The sequence below is a fragment of the Desulfolutivibrio sp. genome, from assembly GCF_036584575.1.
Lineage (GTDB): Bacteria > Desulfobacterota > Desulfovibrionia > Desulfovibrionales > Desulfovibrionaceae > Desulfolutivibrio.
Genome location: NZ_JAZHDB010000115.1, coordinates 27,555 through 47,792, shown reverse-complemented (window position 1 = coordinate 47,792; position 20,238 = coordinate 27,555). Strand labels below are relative to the sequence as shown.

Annotated in this window: 20 protein-coding genes; 9 read left to right on the top strand and 11 right to left on the bottom strand. The window is 62.7% G+C overall.

What is annotated here, in order from left to right; all coding sequences use genetic code 11:
• Window positions 1-63: 63 nt before the first annotated feature.
• Both V3572_RS09110 and V3572_RS09105 read right to left on the bottom strand, forming a co-directional pair.
• On the bottom strand, window positions 64-465 hold the full coding sequence (locus V3572_RS09110) for a response regulator (RefSeq protein ID WP_332110678.1): 402 nt from the start codon (window positions 463-465) through the stop codon (window positions 64-66).
• 201 nt (window positions 466-666) lie between these two features.
• Entirely contained in the window at window positions 667-1,869 is a 1,203-nt protein-coding gene (locus V3572_RS09105) for an aminotransferase-like domain-containing protein (RefSeq protein ID WP_332110677.1), read from the bottom strand.
• A 132-nt stretch (window positions 1,870-2,001) separates the two neighbouring features.
• On the opposite strand from V3572_RS09105, the gene V3572_RS09100 reads away from it, so the two are divergent.
• The 7 genes from V3572_RS09100 to V3572_RS09070 all read left to right on the top strand — a co-directional run bounded on the left by V3572_RS09100 (window position 2,002) and on the right by V3572_RS09070 (window position 7,421).
• Entirely contained in the window at window positions 2,002-2,208 is a 207-nt protein-coding gene (locus tag V3572_RS09100; RefSeq protein WP_332110675.1) for a hypothetical protein, read from the top strand.
• 141 nt (window positions 2,209-2,349) lie between these two features.
• Complete coding sequence (locus V3572_RS09095) at window positions 2,350-3,060, top strand: lysophospholipid acyltransferase family protein (protein ID WP_332110674.1); 711 nt, start codon at window positions 2,350-2,352, stop codon at window positions 3,058-3,060.
• On the top strand, window positions 3,057-4,715 hold the full coding sequence (locus tag V3572_RS09090; protein WP_332110673.1) for a ribonuclease J: 1,659 nt from the start codon (window positions 3,057-3,059) through the stop codon (window positions 4,713-4,715). The genes V3572_RS09095 and V3572_RS09090 overlap by 4 nt, the downstream gene beginning before the upstream one ends.
• A 31-nt stretch (window positions 4,716-4,746) precedes the next feature.
• Window positions 4,747-5,523 (top strand): fumarylacetoacetate hydrolase family protein, encoded by a 777-nt coding sequence (locus V3572_RS09085; RefSeq protein ID WP_332110672.1) that lies wholly within the window; start codon window positions 4,747-4,749, stop codon window positions 5,521-5,523.
• 98 nt (window positions 5,524-5,621) lie between these two features.
• Complete coding sequence (locus tag V3572_RS09080; protein ID WP_332110671.1) at window positions 5,622-6,395, top strand: TIGR04255 family protein; 774 nt, start codon at window positions 5,622-5,624, stop codon at window positions 6,393-6,395.
• Entirely contained in the window at window positions 6,388-6,762 is a 375-nt protein-coding gene (locus V3572_RS09075) for a hypothetical protein (RefSeq protein ID WP_332110670.1), read from the top strand. Before V3572_RS09080 ends, V3572_RS09075 begins: the two co-directional genes overlap by 8 nt.
• Window positions 6,759-7,421, top strand: a complete 663-nt coding sequence (locus V3572_RS09070; protein ID WP_332110669.1) for a hypothetical protein — start codon at window positions 6,759-6,761, stop codon at window positions 7,419-7,421. The genes V3572_RS09075 and V3572_RS09070 overlap by 4 nt, the downstream gene beginning before the upstream one ends.
• Before the next feature lie 103 nt (window positions 7,422-7,524).
• Here the strand turns inward: V3572_RS09070 and V3572_RS09065 are convergent, their stop codons facing one another.
• The 5 genes from V3572_RS09065 to V3572_RS09045 all read right to left on the bottom strand — a co-directional run bounded on the left by V3572_RS09065 (window position 7,525) and on the right by V3572_RS09045 (window position 13,673).
• The gene (locus V3572_RS09065; RefSeq protein WP_332110668.1) at window positions 7,525-10,410 is read right to left on the bottom strand and encodes a cache domain-containing protein; all 2,886 of its coding nucleotides are present in this window, start codon (window positions 10,408-10,410) and stop codon (window positions 7,525-7,527) included.
• A 595-nt stretch (window positions 10,411-11,005) separates the two neighbouring features.
• Window positions 11,006-11,422, bottom strand: a complete 417-nt coding sequence (locus tag V3572_RS09060) for a hypothetical protein (protein ID WP_332110667.1) — start codon at window positions 11,420-11,422, stop codon at window positions 11,006-11,008.
• 286 nt (window positions 11,423-11,708) lie between these two features.
• Window positions 11,709-12,077 carry a DUF805 domain-containing protein gene (locus V3572_RS09055; RefSeq protein ID WP_332110665.1) on the bottom strand — a complete coding sequence of 123 codons (369 nt, stop codon included), beginning with the start codon at window positions 12,075-12,077 and terminating at the stop codon, window positions 11,709-11,711.
• Between the two features lie 281 nt (window positions 12,078-12,358).
• Window positions 12,359-12,781, bottom strand: coding sequence for a hypothetical protein (locus tag V3572_RS09050; protein ID WP_332110664.1), 423 nt, complete (start codon window positions 12,779-12,781; stop codon window positions 12,359-12,361).
• Window positions 12,782-13,253: 472 nt separating this feature from the next.
• Window positions 13,254-13,673, bottom strand: coding sequence for a hypothetical protein (locus tag V3572_RS09045; RefSeq protein ID WP_332110663.1), 420 nt, complete (start codon window positions 13,671-13,673; stop codon window positions 13,254-13,256).
• A 380-nt stretch (window positions 13,674-14,053) separates the two neighbouring features.
• On the opposite strand from V3572_RS09045, the gene V3572_RS09040 reads away from it, so the two are divergent.
• Complete coding sequence (locus V3572_RS09040) at window positions 14,054-14,275, top strand: hypothetical protein (protein ID WP_332110662.1); 222 nt, start codon at window positions 14,054-14,056, stop codon at window positions 14,273-14,275.
• Window positions 14,276-14,558: 283 nt separating this feature from the next.
• Here V3572_RS09040 and V3572_RS09035 read toward each other — a convergent pair whose 3' ends face one another.
• The 4 genes from V3572_RS09035 to V3572_RS09020 form a co-directional block, all read right to left on the bottom strand.
• Window positions 14,559-15,284: a LysM peptidoglycan-binding domain-containing protein gene (locus V3572_RS09035; RefSeq protein WP_332110661.1), complete on the bottom strand. Its 726-nt coding sequence runs from the start codon at window positions 15,282-15,284 to the stop codon at window positions 14,559-14,561.
• A gap of 373 nt (window positions 15,285-15,657) precedes the next feature.
• Window positions 15,658-16,134 (bottom strand): FlxA-like family protein, encoded by a 477-nt coding sequence (locus tag V3572_RS09030; RefSeq protein WP_332110660.1) that lies wholly within the window; start codon window positions 16,132-16,134, stop codon window positions 15,658-15,660.
• A 364-nt stretch (window positions 16,135-16,498) separates the two neighbouring features.
• Window positions 16,499-17,653, bottom strand: a complete 1,155-nt coding sequence (locus tag V3572_RS09025) for an alginate O-acetyltransferase AlgX-related protein (RefSeq protein WP_332110659.1) — start codon at window positions 17,651-17,653, stop codon at window positions 16,499-16,501.
• 2 nt (window positions 17,654-17,655) lie between these two features.
• Window positions 17,656-19,098, bottom strand: coding sequence for an MBOAT family O-acyltransferase (locus V3572_RS09020; RefSeq protein WP_332110658.1), 1,443 nt, complete (start codon window positions 19,096-19,098; stop codon window positions 17,656-17,658).
• A gap of 249 nt (window positions 19,099-19,347) precedes the next feature.
• On the opposite strand from V3572_RS09020, the gene V3572_RS09015 reads away from it, so the two are divergent.
• A complete protein-coding gene (locus V3572_RS09015) occupies window positions 19,348-20,196 on the top strand; it encodes a TatD family hydrolase (RefSeq protein WP_332110656.1) in 849 nt (282 codons plus the stop codon).
• The last annotated feature ends 42 nt before the right edge of the window (window positions 20,197-20,238 follow it).

Sequence of the window (20,238 nt, the reverse complement as noted above, 5' to 3'; positions counted from 1 at the left end):
AAACCGGGGCCTCGTCATCGGTCCAAGGAACGTACCCGCGTATTTCGTCCCGCAAACAATGCGTTACGAGGGGAGAATATTTTCCCGGCGCAGGGTTGCGGCCAGGGTATTGAAGGAAACGGGTTTGGCGACGAAGCAGGTCGCCTGGGCCTGGAAAAACGAAGCGCTCACGTTTTTCACGTCGTCATGGCAGGTGACCATGACCGCCTTGGCCTCGCGGCCGGGAACAATCCCCGCCGTACGCTCCATGTCGCGCATCCGCGCCAAGGCGTCGATGCCGCACAGCCCCGGCATCTGAATATCCATACAGATCAGATCGAAGGGCTCTCCTCCCTCCAGAGCCCCCTTGAACAGATCCACCCCCTCAAAGCCGTCCGTCGCGACGGCGCAGTTTCCATGGTCTGAGAAAAAGCGGAGTAGCGTGATCCTGGACACGACATCATCGTCGACGATGAGGATTTTCATGGACGAAACCTCCCATGGCCGCTTTTCGAATGGCCACATGTCAAAATCTTCCCGATGCAGATTCCAGCCATGCTCTCTATGCAAATATTTTTCATTCCCTGCAACCGGGCAGACCCCTGGGGGGCGATCCTGACCGCGTCCGGAGAACCCTCACAAGGCAGATGACGCCGTCCGGGACTTGACCCTTGGCTTCGGCTCACATCACGAGCCCGCCCGGGACAACACCTTGTCCAGGCAGGCGGCCAGCCGCCGCATGCCGACGTCGATGCGCTCCTCGTCGGAATTGGAGAAATTGAGCCGCATGGTGTTGGCGCCCGTGCCGTCCACGAAAAACGGCCCGCCCGGCACAAAAGCCACCTTTTCCTTGATGGCCGCGTCAAAGACGTCGAAGGCCGAGACGCCCTCCGGCAGGGTGATCCACAAAAACATGCCGCCCTCGGGCCGGGTGCACCGCGCCTCGGGGGGAAACAGCTCCTCGATGCGGGCCACCATCAGGTCGCGCTGCCGCCGATAGGCGGCCTTGATGCGCTCCACATGGGCGCTCAGGTCGTTATCGGCCAGATAGCGCACGAGGATGCGCTGGGCCAGGGTGGAGGTGTGCAGATCCGAGGCCTGCTTGGCCGTGACCAGCTTGACGCGCGACTGGGGGTCGGCCACCAGCCAGCCCACGCGCAGCCCCGGGGAGACGACCTTGGAAAACGAGCCCAGAAGGAAGGTGCGATCCGGGCGCAGGGCGTACAGGGGGGTCTGGTGTTCGCCCAGAAACCGCAGTTCGCCATACGGGTCGTCCTCGATGAGGATGGTCGGGGAATCGGCCAGAAGCCCGGCGGCCAGTTCCCGACGTTCCCGCGACCAGGTGATGCCCGAGGGGTTCTGGAAATTGGGCACGCTGTAAAAGAGCTTCGGCGCACGCCCGGAAAGCGCCGCGCCAAGGGCCTCGGGGTCCGGGCCGTCGTCGTCCAGGGGAACGGAGGCGAATTCGGCCTGGAACAGGGAAAAAAGCTGGATGGCCCCGATATATCCCGGCCGCTCCACGAGCACCCCGTCGCCCGGATCGAGAAACGCCTTGGCCAGAAGATCCAAGGCCTGCTGGGAGCCCGTGGTGATGATGATCCAGTCGGGGTCCACGTCCATGCCGAAGCGCGATTGATAGCGCCCGGCAATGAATCGCCGCAGCTCGGGATCGCCTTCGGTGGTGGAATATTGCAGGCTTTCCGAACCCGACTCGGCGATGACCGCTTCGGCGGCCCGGGCCAGGGCGGGCGCCGGAAACAGGCCCGGCTGGGGCAGGCCGCCGGCGAAGGAGATGATGGAGGGGTCGGCGGTGACCTTGAGAATTTCCCGAATAAACGAACGGCGCACGTTGTCCATGCGCGAAGCGAAAACCCACGGCGTCTGCGGCATAGTCATGACCTTTTTTACGGCCCCGGCGAACGGCTGGATTTTTTCCGCCACCGGGTCTACAAGCACCAATGAAGGCGCGGGCGACGTATGGCCCACCACGCCCAAAATACACACCGACAAAGGGGCTTTTTAGTGGAAAACCTGTCCGATCCTCAAGAACTTTTACTGGACAACGCCTTCAAACTGGCGGCCCGAGCCAGCGAGCTGCTGGACAACCCCTCGCGATTGAGCGCTTCGGACTTAAATCATCTGTCCAGCGCCCTGCTCAATGTCATGGAACTTCTGGCCGCCCTGGAACCCCAGGAGGAGATGGGCGAGATGCAGGGCGATTACTATTGACCCTGCCGCAACGCCCCCTCCGTGGGCGCGGGACCGGTCCCGGCCTGCGCCCGCAGAAGGGAGCACGCCCCGATCAGCCGTTTTCCATGCCCCGACGCCGCCAGTGCGGCGCTCCCTGGAGCGGGGAGGCATAGAGACGTGATGCGAAATAGTCTTTTCAGGCTGTGCCTTTTCCCCCTGACCCTGTTTTTCAGCTCCCTGTGCTGGCTGGCCGTGGGGCTTGGGAAAAACAACAGCTTCTCCCACCGCATGGAATGTCTGTGGGGCAAGTCGCTGATGCGCTGCGGCGGCGTGCGTGTCGAGGCCGACCTGCGCGCCCTGACCCCGGGAAGCACCTATGTCTTTTTGGCCAACCACCAAAGCCATCTGGACATCCCGGCCCTTTTTTCGGTGTTGTCCGACTATAATTTCCGCTTTCTGGCCAAGGACAGCCTGTTTCGCATCCCGTTTTTCGGCCCGGCCATGGCCCGGATGGGACATGTGGCCATCGAGCGGGAGAACCGGCGCAAGGCCATGCAGAGCATCGAGCGCGCCGTGTCCCTGGTGGCCGGCGGCGTGGGGCTGCTCATTTTCCCCGAGGGCACCCGGAGCACGGACTACTCCACCCTCGGCGACTTCAAGACCGGCGGCATGATCGTGGCCCTCAAATGCCGCTGTCCCGTGGCCCCGCTGATCGTCACCGGCAGCGGATCGGTGCTGCCCAAGGGAACCACCCGCCTGCGCCCCGGGACCATCCGCATCACGGCCCTGCCCCCCGTGGACACCCAAGCCTATACCCTGAAGGACCGCGACGCCTTCAAGACCCATATGGAGAACCTTATGAAAAACGCCTACCTGGAGCATACCCAATGAGCCAGAGCCCCTCCGTCACCCTGTATCCCCTGGGCGGCCTGGGGGAGATCGGGCTCAACTGCATGGTCATGGTCAGCGGTGACGACATGGTCATCATCGACTGCGGCCTCATGTTCCCCGACGACTCCCTGTTCGGCATCGACGTGGTCATCCCCCGTTTCGACTTCATCCTGGCCAACAAACACAAACTCAAGGGCATCGTGGTCACCCACGGCCATGAGGACCACATCGGGGCCCTGCCCTGGCTTCTGCCCTATGTGGACGTCCCGGTCTTCGGCTCGCCCCTGACCCTGGCTCTGGTGGGCAAAAAGCTGGAGGAGCACAACCTCAAGGAGTTCGTGACGCTGACCCCGGTGGCGAAAAACCAGCGCATCGAGCTTGGGGTCTTCGCCTTCACCTTCATTGAGGTCTGCCACTCCATCATGCATGGCTACGGCCTGGGCATCGAAACCCCGGCTGGGAAAATCGTGCATTCCGGGGATTTCAAAATCGACCGCAACCCCATGGACGGCCATTTCACGGACCTGGACGCCTTCGCCCGGTTCAGCGCCAGCGGCGTCCGACTGCTTTTGTCCGATTCCACCAACGTGGAGCGCGACGGTTTCTCCCTCAACGAACGCGAGATCAAGGGCGCCCTGTCCGACCTCTTCCATAAGGCCACGGGCCGCATCCTGGTGACGCTTTTTTCCAGCCACATCCAGCGCATGCAGGAGGTCTTCGAGCTGGCCCACGACACCGGGCGCAAGGTGGCCATCAGCGGCAAGAGCCTTTTTTCCAATACCGAGATCGCCAAGGAGCTCGGCTATCTGCGCATTCCTCCGGACTCCGCCTGCACCCTCGACGACCTGCCCGGCATGCCCGACGACAAGGTGGTGCTCTTGGTCACCGGCTCCCAGGGCGAGCCCCTGTCGGCCCTAAGCCGCCTGTCCACGGGCGAGCATCGCCAGCTTCGGGTGCATCCAGGGGACACGGTGCTTTTGTCCTCGCGTTTTATTCCCGGCAACGTGCGGGCCATAACGAGGCTCATCAACCGCCTCTACAAGCTCGGGGCCGAGGTGCTCTACGACAACGTCCAGGCCATCCACGCCTCGGGCCACGCCTACCGCGAGGAACTGGGCATCATGCTGGACACGGTGAAGCCCAAATTCTTCATCCCGGTGCATGGCGAATACCGGCATCTGGTCAAGCACTGCCGCCTGGCCGTGTCGCGCGGGGTGGCCCCGGAGCGGGCCCTGGTGATCGAGGACGGCAACCCCGTGACCCTTTTCGCCGACGGCGGCATCCGCCTGGAAGACGCCATCTCCGTGGAGCACATCTACGTGGACGGCAAGGGCGTGGGCGACGTGGGCCAAAGCGTGCTCAAGGAGCGGGCGCTTCTGGCGGGCGAGGGGCTGGTCATCGTGGTCCTGGTGGTGGACGAAAAGACCGGCGAGGTCACGCTTGGGCCCAACATCATGTCCAAGGGCTTCGTCTTCGAGCAGCAGTACAGCCACGTCCTGGAAGACGCCAAGTGCATCGTCTGGGACATCTTCGAGAACATCCCGCCGGGCAATCCGGAACTGCTCAAGGAACGCATCCGGTCGTCGCTTAGGCGTTTTTTCCGCAAGATCCTGGAACGCGATCCAGTGGTCGTGCCCCTGGTCATCACCCTTTGATCAGGGCCGCGCGGCCCTGCCGGGAGACGCCATGAGAGTGCTTCGCGTGCGCCACCAGGACAAAAGCTTCTATGCCTCGCTTCTTGAGGACCATGTGGTCTGCCTGGATCGAAGCCTGTCCTACGACAAGCCCATCCCCTTAAGCGAAATCCAGCTTCTGCCGCCCGTGGCCCCCACCAAGGTGGTGTGCGCCGCGGTCAACTACCGCTCCCACGCCGCCGAGGTGGGGCGGGAGGTTCCGGACGAGCCGGTGCTCTTTCTCAAGCCGCCCTCGGCGGTGATCCCGGCCGGACAGCCCATTGTGCTGCCCCGGGCCTCGGCCCGGGTGGATTACGAGGCGGAGCTGGCCGTGGTCATGGGGCGGCCGTGCCGAAATGTGCCCCCGGAAAAGGTGGCGGCGCACATCTTCGGCTATACCTGCGCCAACGACGTGACCGCGCGCGACCTGCAAAATAAGGACGGCCTGTACGGCCGGGCCAAGGGGTTCGACACCTTCGCCCCCATCGGGCCGTGGATCGAGACCGAGGCGCCGGACCCGGGAAACCTGGCCATCCGGACCCTGGTCAACGGCGAGGTGCGCCAGGAGGGCGACACGTCGGATATGATCTTTCCGGTGGCGGAACTGGTGAGCTTTATCTCCCGGGTGATGACGCTGCAACCCGGCGACGTGATCCTGACCGGCACGCCGCCGGGCATCGGGCCGCTTGCCGCAGGCGACGAGGTGCGCATCGAGATCGCCGGGGTCGGGGTGTTGATCAATCCCGTTGTGGCCGAAGAAGAGACGGCGGCGGGTGGGTTGATTCAGTAGTGTTTTATTTGCAATCCGTCAGGAATTAAATATATTGATTGGTAAATTTCAATGAAAAAAACTGAGACATCGGCAAAGACACAACAGGCTGGCAGAATATGTCAAAAGAGTTGAAAAATAAACCACTGGTCGAAGCAATTTTCGAGATGAGATGGAAATTGCAAGGCGGTCCGACCGGGCCGCAAATCGATCCTCACTATAAGCTATTTCTAGGACGCTTATATGATAGGTTGCTTCCAGACTACCCAGAACATGAGCAACTTCCGACTGCAAATGTTCCAGATGAGATAGCTGGGCATATTGTACAACATCGTTTTCGTGTTGGAGCAGGAAGCTGGCCTTTAATTCAGATCGGTCCAGGTATTTTTACTGTTAATTCTGCAACGGATTATAGCTGGATGCCTTTTCGCAAGCGAGTTATTGCATCAATTGATAAATTTTACGAGGCGCATCCAAAAGTCTCAGACTTGACTGTCTCCCATATGATTCTTAGATATATCGACGCAGTTAGCTTTGATTTTACGAAAAATAATGTTTATGATTTCTTACGTGAATATCTTAAAATGGGCGTATCCTTTCCGGATAACTTATTTTCATCTACCGGTGTCGAGGCTAAGCCAGCCAACTTTACTTGGCAAACCTCTTTCAATTGCCAGAGTCCAAATGGGTTAATAAGTATCCGTTTTGCAACTGCCCATAAAGATAATACTCCTGTATTAGTTTGGGAAACTATAGTTGAAACAATTGGAAAAGACCTACCAGAATTGCCAGTTCATTTTTGCAAGTGGCTCGATGCTGCTCACAAGATAACGGATGATTGGTTTTTCAAGATGATAGAAGGGGAACTGGAAAGGAGATTCTCTGGTGCTTAACACGAGCCAAGTTGAGAACTCATATGCTTATACTGAATATCCCGGTTCTGTTACAGAGAACTGGGACCAAGGTTACTATAACAAAACACCAGCACTTGATGTTGGAGGATTGACCAAGGCATTTGGATTGGCCATCTCACTCATGGTCTCGCCGATTACAGTAATTGCTGATCCATGGCAGGCTGAACGGCGGAAACGTGATGCGACTGTCACGATGTCTATCTATAAAGAAATATTTGGAAAATCTGTGTCTCGAACTGAAGCGTTACAGATTTCCATGAGGATTCTTGAGCGAGCAGAGCTTGAGCGGCTTTATTTTGCAGATGAGGAAGCTGCTCGGGGTATTCAATGGGAGATTGATTCATGATTTATAAATTTCCATCAACATCTGCCAACATACGCCAGGGGGATATATTTATCGGACTGCCAAGGATTGATTTGTCACTTAAGGAAGTAGTCCTAGCAGATGAAGCAGGAGAACGCATTACACAATGGGCTGAAATAGCTGCGAATGGTGCCCCAGTTAATATTATCGTTCCCGTTCGTCCTGTTGCCGCAATTGTTATTACACAAGACTGTGATGCAGTGCGAGGTAGAGATATTTCGCTTTGCGAGATAAGAAGTTTTAAAGATGTAGAACGCAAAGGGAAAGATACATCTTCTGCAAAAAGCTGGAAAAATTTAATTACCCACCATGCACGCATCAACCAAAAATGGTTTTATCTTCCACCAGATACAACGCTTGGTTTTTCTGGAAAAATGGCTGCTGATTTTATGGTTACCTTACGAGTACCAAGAACTGACCTAGAAGAACTGAGATATCTGCGTAAAGGACGACTTAATGACGTCGCAGATGAACATTTTCGAGAACGACTTAGCGATTTTTATAGACGGTATCCCTATGATGAATGGTACCCGCTTGATAATGCGGAATTAAAGGCATACATGGCTGAATATCCAGAAGTCAGACCATTCCCGTGGCAAGAGGCTATGGCGTCAGAGTGCGAATACAAAGGGGATAGTTGACAACAAAGTAAACCGCCTTTACCTGACTGTATCGCTAAATATACAAAGATAGTATACACAGTGTGTGCAGTGATAGTATGTACAGTGTGTACAGAGATAGTATTCACCTCCCCCTGCCACTCCCCCCCGCCACGGCCCGCTCCAGTGCCGCCCGCAGTTCCTGCATAGCCACCGGCTTGGCCAGGTAGTCATCCATCCCGGCCCCGAGGAACTTCTCCCGGTCCCCGCTCATGGCGTAGGCGGTCAGGGCGATGATGGGCACGCCCGCCTTGTCCCGGCCCGCCTGGCCGTCGCGGATGCGTCTTGTGGCCTCGATGCCGTCCATGACGGGCATCTGCACATCCATGAGCACCACGTCGTAGTCGTTCGCCGACAGGGCGGCCAGGGCCTCCTGCCCGTTGACGGCGCTGTCCGGCCGCATGCCGAACTTCTCCAGCATGACGGTGAGGGTCAGCCGGTTCGAATACACGTCCTCCACGATCAGGATGTGGGGCGTCCCGGCGTCCCGGCGGATCGCCGCCGGGGGATCGGGCTGCGGTTTCGCGGCCTGGGCCGCGCTGTCCCCGGAGGGAAGCCGCAGGGGCAACGAGACGTAAAACGTCGAGCCCTGGCCGGGCGCGGTATCCACGCAGATGCTCCCGCCAAGCAGCCCCACCAGGTTCTTCACGATGGACAGCCCCAGCCCCGCCCCCTGAAAGCGCCGGGTATACGCCCCTTCGACCTGGGAGAACGGCTCAAATATCGACTTGAGCACCTCGTCGGGGATGCCGATGCCGGTATCCTGCACGGTAAAAAGAGCAAAAAACCGGGAGGCGCCGTCCGCCGCCGTCAGGGGCGACAGCTCGACCAGCACCCGGCCCGTCTCCGTGAATTTGATGGCGTTCCCGATGAGGTTGAAAAGAATCTGGCGCAGCCGGGCCTCGTCGCCGACGACCTCCGGCGGCATGTCGGCGGCGATGACAAAATCCATGTCCAGCCCCTTGTCCGCGATGGTCAGGGCGAACAGTTCCAGCGCCGCTTTCCTGAGGTTCGCCGTTTCGAACGTCTCCTCCCGGACGGCCAACTTGCCCGCCTCGATCCTGGACAGGTCCAGGATGTCGGAAAGCAGGTTCGCCAACCGCCTGCCCGACTGGATCGCCACCTCGACATAGCCGTCCTGCTCCTGGCTCAGGGCCGTGATCCGCAGCAGTTGGAGCATGCCCAGGATGCCGTTTAAGGGCGTCCGAATCTCGTGGCTCATGTTGGCCAGAAACTCGGACTTGGCGTGGTTGGCCGCTTCGGCCGCCTCCTTGGCCTTGATCAAGGCCCCAAGGGCCTGCTTGCGCTCGGTGATGTCCCAGTACACAGCCACGGCGCCCCGTATCCCGCCGTCCTCCTCGAAAAGCGGCGAGGCGCTTCCCGCCACATGCACCTGTCGGCCGTCGGGCAACAGATAGGACAGTTCCGCGCTGTCCACCTGCCGCCCCAGGGCGATGGCCCGCTGCATGGGGAGTTCGTCATCCCGGCAGGGAGTTCCGTCGGGCCTGAGGTGGACGATGCTTCGCATCGGGTTCTGTCCCAGGGCCGGGTCCGGGGCGCCGCCCGGGTGAAGGCCCAACCGTTCGTTCACGGCGCGGTTGGCCGTGGTGACCCGACATTGCGGGTCCAGGGCGATCCAGACCATGGCGGGCAGGGTGTCCAGCACGGCGGCGAGTTCCTCGCTGCGCTGACGCAGGGCCTTTTCGATCCCGGCCTGGGTGTCGAGCAGGGAATTGACGCTGTCGGCGATGTCCCGAAACTCCCGCAGGCTCATGCTGTCCGGGGAGATACGGGCCTTTTGCGTAGCGGCCATGGCCAGAAAATCCGTAAGCGAAACCAGTTGGCGGTTGATGCGGCGTGAAATGCCGCCGGTAAGAAGCAGGGTCGCCCCGATCAGGACCAGGCACAGCAGTGCGCCCCGGGCCAGCCCGGCGCGCAGTTCCGTGACCAGTTGGCCTCGCCTAAGGGCCACGGCCGTCTCCACCTCGTCCACATAAAACCCCGCCCCGATGATCCACCCCCAATCGGGAATGCCACGCACGTAGGCGATCTTGGGCGAAGGGGCGGTGCCCTTGAGCTTGCGCCAGGAATAGTCCAGGAAGCCGCCCGTGGACGTGGTTGCAAGGCGCTGTTGCTCCTGGATGATCTTGATCCCGTTCGGGTCGGTCAGTTCCCAGACGCTCGGCCCGCCCGTGGTGATCTCGCCGTTGGTGAAAAGCGGATCGCCGGAAAAGGTCGATCCGAACAGATAGCCGCTTTGGCCGAAACGGACCTGGACCAGCCAGATGAGGGCCTCCTGTTTGAGTTCGGCGGCCTGGTCCTCGACGTATTCCCCCGTGCCGATGAAACAGTCAAACGGCTCGAAATACTTGATATAGGCGATTTTGCGATGCCGGTCCCCCGCCTCTTTGGGCTTGGTCCAGTCGTAAGCGTAAAACCCCTCGCCCTCCCGCCGCACCAGGGCGATCATGTCCCGGATGACGAACGTGCCGTCCGGGGCCTGCATGTCCAGCAAATTGACGCCCTCAAGCTCCGGGCGGTCGGCGAAAAGCAGTTCGGTCCCATCCAGCCGGGTGGCGAAATAGTATCCCCGGCCCTTGTTGAAGCGGATCAGGCGCAACGTGTCCATGACCAGCCGTTCCAGTTCCGCCCGGCTCACGGCCCCGGCATGCTGCTCCACAAGTTTTTCAGCCAGGGCCACGGCGTCCAGCGCCCGCTCCCGGACCATGGCCCGACCCCGGCCTTCGGCTATGGATATCTGGTGATGCAGGTAGTTCGTCGCCGTATCCACCTGATACAGGATCTCCGCCTTGTTGCGCTCGACGAAGTCCCTGCGGATGGATTCGGCCTCATCCTGAAAATCCCGGTATTTCTCAAAACCCCAAAGCCCCATCCCGGCCAGGGTGACCAGAAGCGCCATGCCCGAAACCGCGATGAAGATGATGGTGGAAAAACTGTTTGTCTTTAGCACATGGGAGACCTTGGTTCCACCCGGTTTGCGCAGTTTTGGGCAAAGACATCCCGCCTGGGCCAAGACAATGCCTCACACGCCGCGCCGTCCGTCATCCTATTGAAAGTATTGGTGCATTGTTTCGTTGTATCCCCCTGCTGTTTGTTCATATTTGGCATACCATTCACGCACGGCGTGCCCTCACGATGGCAAATATCTCTTCGAAAAACCTTTCATATATTGGAAATAGACACTCTGCACAGAAGATACAGTTTCTCGATCTAAACCGCCGCGTTCTCTTTTACAACACAAATAGCGTGAAGCATATGGCCGCGCAAGAGGGTACACGCCATTCTTCGTACAAGACACGATCTGTCCGGCATTTTCAGAGGATAGGGCCGTTCTTCCCTGCCTCCCGTTCACCGGACGCAGGGAATGGTCGGTATCTTCCCGAGAAGTGAATTGGCTGGAATGTGGGGAGGATCGCCCGGAAAGGCGGATATCAGGGAGGCGGAATGCGGCGCGGCGGGCGGCGATCCCCCGGGCGGCGGCATGCCGGGGCCTCGCTACGACGGCTTCGTGGCCGCCACGAGGCCCGGCAGCCTCGGCGGCGCTGTCAGCGATAGACGATGGAGCCTAAAATCCCCGCCACCTGGGGGTGGTCGCCGGTCACCGTGACCATGACGAAGATGCCGTTCGCCACGGAAATCCTGGAGAAGCTGTCCACGCCCTGGTCGTTTTGAAAGGTGAAGACATAGCCGTCGTGCGTCGGCCTGGGCGTCGTCCCCTGCAACGGCCCGGACATGGCCTCGGCGATGCTCCGGGCCGTCATTCCATCGGCCGTATCCATGACGATGGAGATGGCCGCGACGTTGTGTGGGCCGAATATCGCGACCACGTTGCCGTCTTCATGGAAGGTCCATCCCTCGGGGATGTCCAGGGCGTATTTCGAAAAGGCCTGCGGTGCGGCATACGACACACCGGCGGCCAGGATCGCCATTGCCGCCAGAAACGCCATCAGCTGTTTCAACATGTCCCATTCCTCCGGGCGGCAGAGCGCCCACACGGCATGCGGTTCATCCGGTCGCCGCCGCTCCCCACGGCCCTGCCGCATCCCGACATCCCGCCAATAAGACGCCCTGGCGGGATGCGACATGCCCGACGTCCCCCCCCGAGAACAGCCTCCCAACGCACCAGCGGGGGCCAAGCGGGCGACCCGCCGTAAACGGGAAGCCCCCTGCCGCAGCGACGAAACGGCAGGGCGATCCGTGGCGGCCGAAGCGGACGACGTATTTGAGCCCCCGAAAACGCCGTCCGGGTCAGGCCACGGCCAACGAATAGGCGTTCTCGCCGTCAGACCCCTTTTTCACGAACCAATACAGCAAAAGGAGAAATCCGACACCGGTCAAGGCGATCAAATACCACCACCCGGAACGGTTCACATCATGAAGCCTCCTGACGGAGACGGACAACACGGGCAAAAACGTCACGACTTGAAAGACGGAGGTCAGGGCCATGGTCGGATTTTCTGAAGAACCGCCCCCGAACAGGGCCTGATCCAGCACCATGCACACCATGGACACCAGCCAGACCGCCAGGACGAAGTACCAGAACTCGGACCTTGAGGCCCTCCCAGAAAATGTCACATATTTTCGCAGGCAGGTTGAAAGCGAGGTCATAAAATCCATGGGCAGCCATCCTTCGTTTGAGGGTGAAAAGGAAGCACGCATCTTCACCGCCCAGGGACAAAACGCAATCGCCCGAAAGGAGGATTTTCAGGTGCGTTCACGCCCCCTCAAAAGGATGACCCCACAAAGCAACCTCATGAAATCCATGAATAAGGCCTCTCGCCGAGGCGACTCCACCCGAGAGAGGGAGATCCTGGGACATCGGTCTGGAAACGGCGGCGGCTCGGAAGGGGACAGCTGTCCGGAGGGCGGAACAACGGATGGCCGGGCGTCGGCCGGGTTTATTCCCAGGAGATGGTGATGGTGCGGTTTCCCCACAGGCGGGCGGCCCGGCGGTCGTCGCCGAAATAGATGTCGATGGTCTTGCGCCAGCGGCCGTGCATCAGGTCCAGCACCTCGTATTCGCCGGGCAGCCCCTCAATGGTCAGCCGGGTCTTGTACCCCAGCCCCGCGTCCACCAGATCCGGCGAAACGGCGATGGCCTTCACGTCCGGCTCCAGGGTGTCGCCCCAGGCCCCGCGCGGATAGCCCGTCTTTTTCTTGCGGCCGTGGGATACGTACGCCTTGGCCTTGACCTCAAGTGTCCGGCGTGGCGGGGAGGCGGCGCGGAAAAGCCGGTCGGGATCGTCCATGGCCCCCAGATCGAAGCAGTCGGACGGGCCTGGGGCGGCCCCGGCAGGGCGGGAGACGACATGGGCCGTCATCGATTGTGCGCCCTCCCCGCCCGTGTGTGCGCAGCCCGACACAAAACCTGCACAGACCAGCACAAACAGCAACAGCCGCGAGGCTGCAGAAAAAACGCTGCGCCACGGGCAAGCGGACGGCACTGCCCCGCCTGGGGCGGTGGGACGGAGGGTTATCGGCATGGGCATAGCGGGCCGGGAGCGCGCCGGACGCGTTCCCGTGACGTTCCTCCTGGCGACGCATAATGCAAGTCGAATGCCATGGGATGTATGAGCAACCCGTTTCGGGAAAAGCCATAAAGCAGAATCGGCGGGAAGATGTCAATGTCGTCCGGACATGTCCCGGGCGGGACGACGGCGGCCTCACCCCCTCCCTGTCCCGACAGGGCGGCGCGTGACGCCCCTGGGAAACCGCGCGCCAGCGGCGGCTCCGCCCTGTGGACGGAACCGCCCTGCGCCGGAACGCGCCCGCCTTGGGGCGTCACTCGTCTGTTTACCAACCCCGGCCGTACCTGGGGGGAGGAGGCGGGCCGCCATAGCCGCCGTAGCCGTGCCTGGGGGGAGGCGGCGGCGGACCGTAGTGTCCGCCGTAGCCGCCACGGGGACCGTAACCGCCACGGGGACCGTAGTATCCCGGAGGCGGGCCGCCGTACCCCCGGCCGCCCGGATATGGGCCGTAGCGATAGGAGCCCCAATATCCCGGAGGCGGCGGTGGCGGTGGCGGCGGCGGGCCATAATACCCGGGTCCGCGCACCGGAAGGTAGGAGGAGGGGCCATAGCAGCCCGGAGAGCCTCCGATCACGAGGGGGACATCCACCCACAGCCCCGGCGCGGCGATCTGGATGGCCTGGGCCTCGGACGCCGCGACGCACAGGGCCAGAAAACAGGCGGCGAAAATGGCGATGCGCTTCATAAAACGCTCCTTGCGGTTTGCACAATCGCGCGTCTACCGGACGCGCTTGCCGTAAGGATTGCCAGGAGCGTGCCACACCGCATCGCCTGTCGCAGGCCAGGAAAATCCGGCCTGCGGACATGCCCCCCCTCCCCGCCAGGTGGCGTCCCTGGCCGCCTTTTCGCAAGGATGACGATATGCCGTCGTTTCTATGCATGGCCGCGCCCGCCTTCAGGCATCCCCGAGATCACGAAATTTGCCGTCATGAGTACGAAAACGGCATCTTTGGCGGCGCCGACCGTCAGAACGTTCCATCCGGCCGTCCCCCTTGCCCGTCCGGGATGCCTGGCGTATGGAGGGATCGTGTGGGGCCATCGAAATCCGCACCCGGAGCACCCGGCATGCTCACCGAAGACACCAAGTGGAGCGTGGTGGAGCAAAACGCCCGTGGCGACGACTCCAGCCTCGCCGAGCTGCAAACCATCCTGGCGGAAAAGCATTTCGCCATGCAGCGGGCCATGGTCCGTATTCCTGATCCCGTGCCCGCCGATCCCGACGAGGCCGTGACCATCGCCACGTACCTGCACTCCGGCTGCGGCGCCCTGGCCGAGAACGTCGCCTGACGACTCCAGGCCGCAAAGCCAGGCCGTCTTCCCACCCGCACACATCCTTATCCGGCCGCTTCCCGGCCAACCTCCAATTGCCCGCCACCCGGCCATGATTGCTGGGTTTGGGCCTGACGCGCCCTTAACCTGGGCCGCTGGCGACACCATCCCCAAAAGGGCTGACAAACGAAAGCGGCGCCCCGCGCCCTGAGCCCAGGCCGCCGATGTTGGTGTCGGTTTCGTAGCCGACCCGCGAGGCCGCGCAGTGTCTGATCACGGCCTCCGCTGCGTCGCCCATGGTTCAAAACGAATGCCGCAGCCCGAGGCCGTAGCCCAGGCCGCCGATGCTGGTGTCGGTTTCATAGCCCACGCGCGAGGCCTCGTTTTCCTTCACCGAGACGTTCACGCCATAGCCCATGGTGGTCACCAACTGCGTGTCCTTCCCGGCGGGCAGGGTGGTGCGTACCCCCAGGGCGTGGCCCTGGAAATCCTCGTCTTTGTTCGCCGCGCCGGACATGATCACTGCCCCGGCGTCGCGATGTTCCGGGGACAGGGCGCCGCCGCCCTTTAAGGGAACCTCCAGGAGCGATCCGCTGCGCGGGGGATCGGGCTTGGGCGGCTCGCCCATGATGGCCGAGGTCTGGTCGTGGATGTTCCACTTGGCCGCCAAGATCTTCGGGGGGACGGCCTCTTTCGCCGGACCCCGCCCCGCTGCCCCGGCCACCGCACATCGGCCCTTTTCGGGGCTGGCCGCCGCCTCGGCGGGGAGGCGCAGGCGCGTTCCGGCCCGGAGTTGATCCGCAGCGGCGATGCCGTTTTCGGCCTGAAGCGCCGCCAGGGACACCCCATAACGTTTGGCCAGGGAAAAAAGGGTCTCGCCCGGTTGCACCACATGCCCCCGGGGCGTTCCCGTGGCCTCGGCCCGGGCCGCAGGCGCGAAAAAGGCGGCCAGAAAACAGACCAGACAGACGGCGGCAAAGGCCGGGGCCAAGTCGCCGGGAAAAGGTATGCGTGCCGTGCCGGTCATGCGGTGCGCCCGTGGTTGCAGTGGTTGTCGGGGCGGGCGAGACTGGTCCCGGCCAGACCTATTCACGATTCGTGCCGTCCCCCCCCTGGCGGTCCAGGCCTCGCCACCTGAGCCTGCATCCCCCCGGCGAAACAAGATTTTTCACGGCGCCACAGCCCGCCAGGAACACGGCCCGGGCCGCGCCGGGCCGGGGCGAAAATCCCGCACCGACCGCGATCCGCGATTTTTCGAATCACTGTGTAAGAAAATGAAAAAACCGCCCGGCAGGCAGGGCGCGCGCCAGACCCGGGCCCAAACGGCAAAATGCCCATCCAGGAGGCGCTCCCCCCCGGATGGACATTGTGCATGATCCCTGACGGGATGGCTGGACGCGTTAGGCGGCCGCGGCCTTGAGCTGGGCGATCTGCTGTTGCAGGCTGGAGATCTGGGCCTGCAGGGCGGCCACAATGGGCTTTTTGGCGCCATCGGGGATCTCCTGCTGCTCCACCTGGAGGATCTTGCCTTGCAGCTCCTCGACCTGGGCCTGGAGATCCTCGATGCTGCTGGACGAATCGCTGCTGCTGGAACCGCTGCTTCCGCTGGCGCCTTCAGCGGATTCGGACGATTCGCTGTCGCTGTCTTCGCTGTCGCTGTCGGTCTCGCTGCTGGTTTCGCTGCTGCTGTCGGACTGGCCCCGGGCGCTGGCCAGAATTTCCGCCAGCTTCCTGGCTGCGTCGGAGATGGTCACGGTGTCGGTCCCGGAGCTGACCGTCGTTCCCGAGGTGTCCTCATCATCCACGGTCTGCGTGGAAGTCACGGATTCGATGGCCGACGTGTAGCTGCTCCCGGACAAAATACTTGAAATATCCATGATGCGACTCCAATGTTATGTCGTGTCCCCCTCTCCTTGGGATGGAAAAAGTTACCGCCTGAAAGCGCATGGTCGTGTTCCCTGACGGCAGAGCATAATCCGGTCCATGGCGTTCGCCCGACCCCGTGACCACGGCGAACGCCGCAAAACATGTGCGAGGACAAGGGATTATCAGTCGCCAGGGGAAGAAAAACGGCTGCAGCCGCCGCCGCGAGAGGTGGGAAAAAACTGCCTGCCAAGGAATCCCGCGCAGGGCGTCCCGCAAACAGGCACACCGGCGTCTCTTCAAAACAACAGGACCATGCGCAAAGCGATCCTCGCGAAATCCTGATTCCCGGATTTCGAAGGACGAGGCGGGGAAGGGTCAGTTCCCGGGCGGTTCGGGAGGATTGTCGAGGCAAAAGGCGTATTGGTAGCGCTCCACCACCTCAAGGACCACGGCGTCGGGCCTTTCCGCAGCCACGATGTCCGGGGCGTAGGCGTGGCTCCACACAAAGACCGCGCTTTGGAAGCGTCCGGCCAGAAAGGGGATCATGGCCGACGAAAAGGAGTCGCGGAAAAAAAGGACCCGGGGCAGCCGCGTGTCCCCGGTCTCGGCCACCACCATGGCCCGATCCGGGTGGTTGGCCGGGTCGGCATAGGGACGGGGCGCGCCGAAGCTGGCCAGGACGCCGGGAGCCTGGGGATTTTTTGGCGTCAGGCGGATATCCGTTTCCCGCCAGATATCCGGCAAAAGGAGCATCCCGGCCAGATCGCCGCCCGGGACCACGGATTCGGTCACGGCGTAGTCGGCCTCATCCAGGGGGGCAATGGCCGGGAAACGCTGCCGCAGGGCGGCCACGATCCGTCTGGCCCCCATAAACGCCCCCCAGTCGTTCCAGTGGGTGTCGGTCTTCCAGTAGGCCCGGCGCACGACCTTGGCCCGGGCCATGTCCGGCCGCAGATCGATAAACGCCACGCCCGCCGCCGTCAGGCGCTCCCCCAGGATGTCCAGCCGGGAACGGGGACGCAGGGGATGGACGTATCCGGGAAGATATTCGGGATAGACCGTGTGCTTGTCCGGGCACACCACCACGTAGAAGGCGATGCCCCGGGCCGCCAGCCGGTCCCGGCGCTGCACCAGGATGCGCGTCATGTCCTCCTGCAGGGCTTCGGACATGTTCATGACGTTTATGTGGTCGTCCAGGGCATGCTCCAGGGAATAAAACAGCCAGCCGTCGCGTCCCAGCATCACCCCGGGCACGGGGGATTCCCCGAAAACGGCCAGCCGCAGCCGGTTCCCGGCCCGGATGAGTGTCTCGCGCAGGGGGAAATGGTCCGCGAAGGCCACCCGCAGGCCCTTGGCGTAGGCCGCCGGGTCGGAAAAAAGCCGGGAGAAGGCCGGAACCTCGGCCATGGGACGGTTTTCGTGGGCCAGCACCCCCACGGGCTCAAGTCCCAGGGCGGCCACGGCCAGGGGGGTGGCGAGCACGGCCAGAAAAATGAGGGTCCGCAGGAGGTCCATGGGGCGCGCGTTCATGGTCAAAACCTGGCGTAGATGAAGGGGGAATAGGTTCCGGCCGCAAGCTGCATGGCCGACAAAACCAGAAGCGCCGCCGGGGCCAGGATCGCCGCCGCTGCGGCCGCGCCCCGGCCGAGAGGGCCGCCGCGTCCGGCCAGGTCCGAGATGGTGCGGACCACCCCGCCCAGGGGCAGGGAAAAGACCACGGCCAGGGCCAGGGCGCACAAGGCCTGGCGGCTGGCCACGGTCATCCAGGTATAGGCGAAGCCCTCGAAGCGAAATGAGAAAAGCGCCCCGAGATAGTTCATGGCCTGGGGCAGGTCGGCGGCCCGGAAAAAGACCCAGCCCAGCATGACCGCCGTAAGGGCGTAGGCATGGCCCAGGGCGGCCGGGGCCCGGTCCAGGAGCCTTCCCGCCCGGGTGCGCTCGAAAACCAGAAAGAGGCCGTGGAAAAGCCCCCAGACCACGAAGGTCCAGTTCGCCCCGTGCCACAGCCCGCACAAAACGAAGACCGCCAGCAGGTTGCCCTGCACCCTGGCCGGGCTGACCCGGCCGCCGCCCAGGGGGATGTACAGGTAGTCGCGGAACCAGGTGGACAGGGAGATGTGCCAGCGCCGCCAGAATTCGCGCACGGAGCGGGAGATGTAAGGGTGGTCGAAGTTCTCCGGCAGGGCGATGCCGAACATGCGCCCAAGTCCCACGGCCATGTCCGTATAGCCCGAAAAATCGAAATAGATCTGGCCGGTGTAGGCCAAAAGTCCAAGCCAGGCCGTGGCCATGTCCAGGGCCCCGCCCAGGGGCCGGGCGGAGAAGGCGGCGTCGGCCACAGGCCCCAGCGTCCCGGCCAGAAGCGTCTTTTTGGCCAGCCCCAGGCAAAAACGCACGGACCCGGCGGCCACGTCCGAAAGGGCCGGGCGCGGCAGGCGCATCCCCGGGAGCATGGTGGCGTAGCGGGCGATGGGCCCGGCGATCAGCTTGGGGAAAAAGGACAGGTACAGGGCCGTGCGCAAAAGATTTTTCTCGGCGGCCACCTGCCCCCGGGAGACGTCGACCAGATAGGACACGGCCTGGAAGGTGAAAAAGGAGATGCCAAGCGGCGGCAGGCCGTAGAGGCCTGCGGGGTCGATGCCGCTCGATTCCAGAAACGGCAGGGAGGCCGCCAGAAAGCCCAGGTACTTGGCCTTGGCGAGATACAGGATGTTGGCCGCCACCCCCAGGGCCGCCAGCCTTTTCCGCCTGACCGTGCGTCCGGCGTCCCGGGCGTTGCCGATGGCCAGGGCCAGGGCGTGGTTGCCGAAGATGGAGGCGGCCAAAACCGGCAGGGCCGACACGTCGCCCATGGCCGTGAAGACCAGGCTGGCCAGGAGCAGGAGAAACGGCCGGAACCGGGTGGGCGCGGCGAAAAACCCGGCCAGCACGGCCGGGAGAAAGGCAAAGAGAAACAGCGGGGAATCGAGGCTCATGTCGTCTTCTTCCATTCGAATCGGCCGGATCGACCGGGGCCGGGCAGGCGACGGCGCTGGACAAGGGGCCGTACTATCCCCTCCCCGCCCTTGGGACAAGGGGAGAGCAAACGCCTTCCCCTGTCCGGGATTTCTCGTTGCAAAGAGCCGACGCGCCCGGCACGGAAACAGCCGGAGTGACAGCGGGCGCGGCCTTTGCTACCACCACTGCCGTCCGGCACGCGCCGGAGGCCCTGGAGGTTCTTTTTCGTGTCCAAGAAAAAACATCGCGACCGCCCGTCCCCCGAGACCCTGGGCCTTGCCCCCGTGGGCATCGACACCCACGCCCATCTGGACATGCGCGGCTTCGAACCCGCCGAAATACCGGATATCCTGGCCCGGGCCAGGGCCGCCGGGGTGGCCCGCATCGGCAACGTGTTCCTGGGACCGGACGCCTATACCCGAAACGCCGCGCTGTTCGCCGCCGCGCCCCAGGTCTTTTTCATCCTGGGCATGCATCCCACGGAATGCTCGGGCTACGCCGAGCCCCTGACTGCGGCCATGGAGGCGGCCTTCCGGGCCGACCCGAGGCTGCGGGCCGTGGGCGAGATCGGTTTGGACTTCTACTGGGACGACGCGCCCCCCGAGGACCAAAAACGGGCCTTGCGGGAACAGTTGGAGATGGCCCGGGGGCTGGACGCGCCGGTGGTCATCCATAGCCGCTCGGCCGAGGCGGAGACCCTGGCGATCCTTGCGGACATGGGGTTTTCCGGCCGCCCCCTGGCGTGGCACTGCTTCGGCGGCGATACGGAACTGGCCCGGCGCATCCTGAGCCTGGGCTTTTTCATCTCCGTGCCGGGCCCGGTGACCTATGCCAAAAATACGGCCCTGGCCGCCGCCGTGGCCGAAATCCCCCTGTCGCGGCTTTTGCTTGAGACCGACGCCCCGTTTCTGACCGCCGAGCCCTGGCGGGGCAAGCGCAACGAACCGGCCCTGCTCGGCTTTACCGCCGCCCGCGTGGCGGACATCAAGGGCCTTTCCCCGGACGAGGTGTGGCGGGCCACGGCGGACAACGCCGTCTCGTTTTTCGGGCTTCCCGATCTCCCCTCCCCGTCCTGATCCCGGCCCGCATCGCCCGACAACGGAAGACGCGAGGTCTGT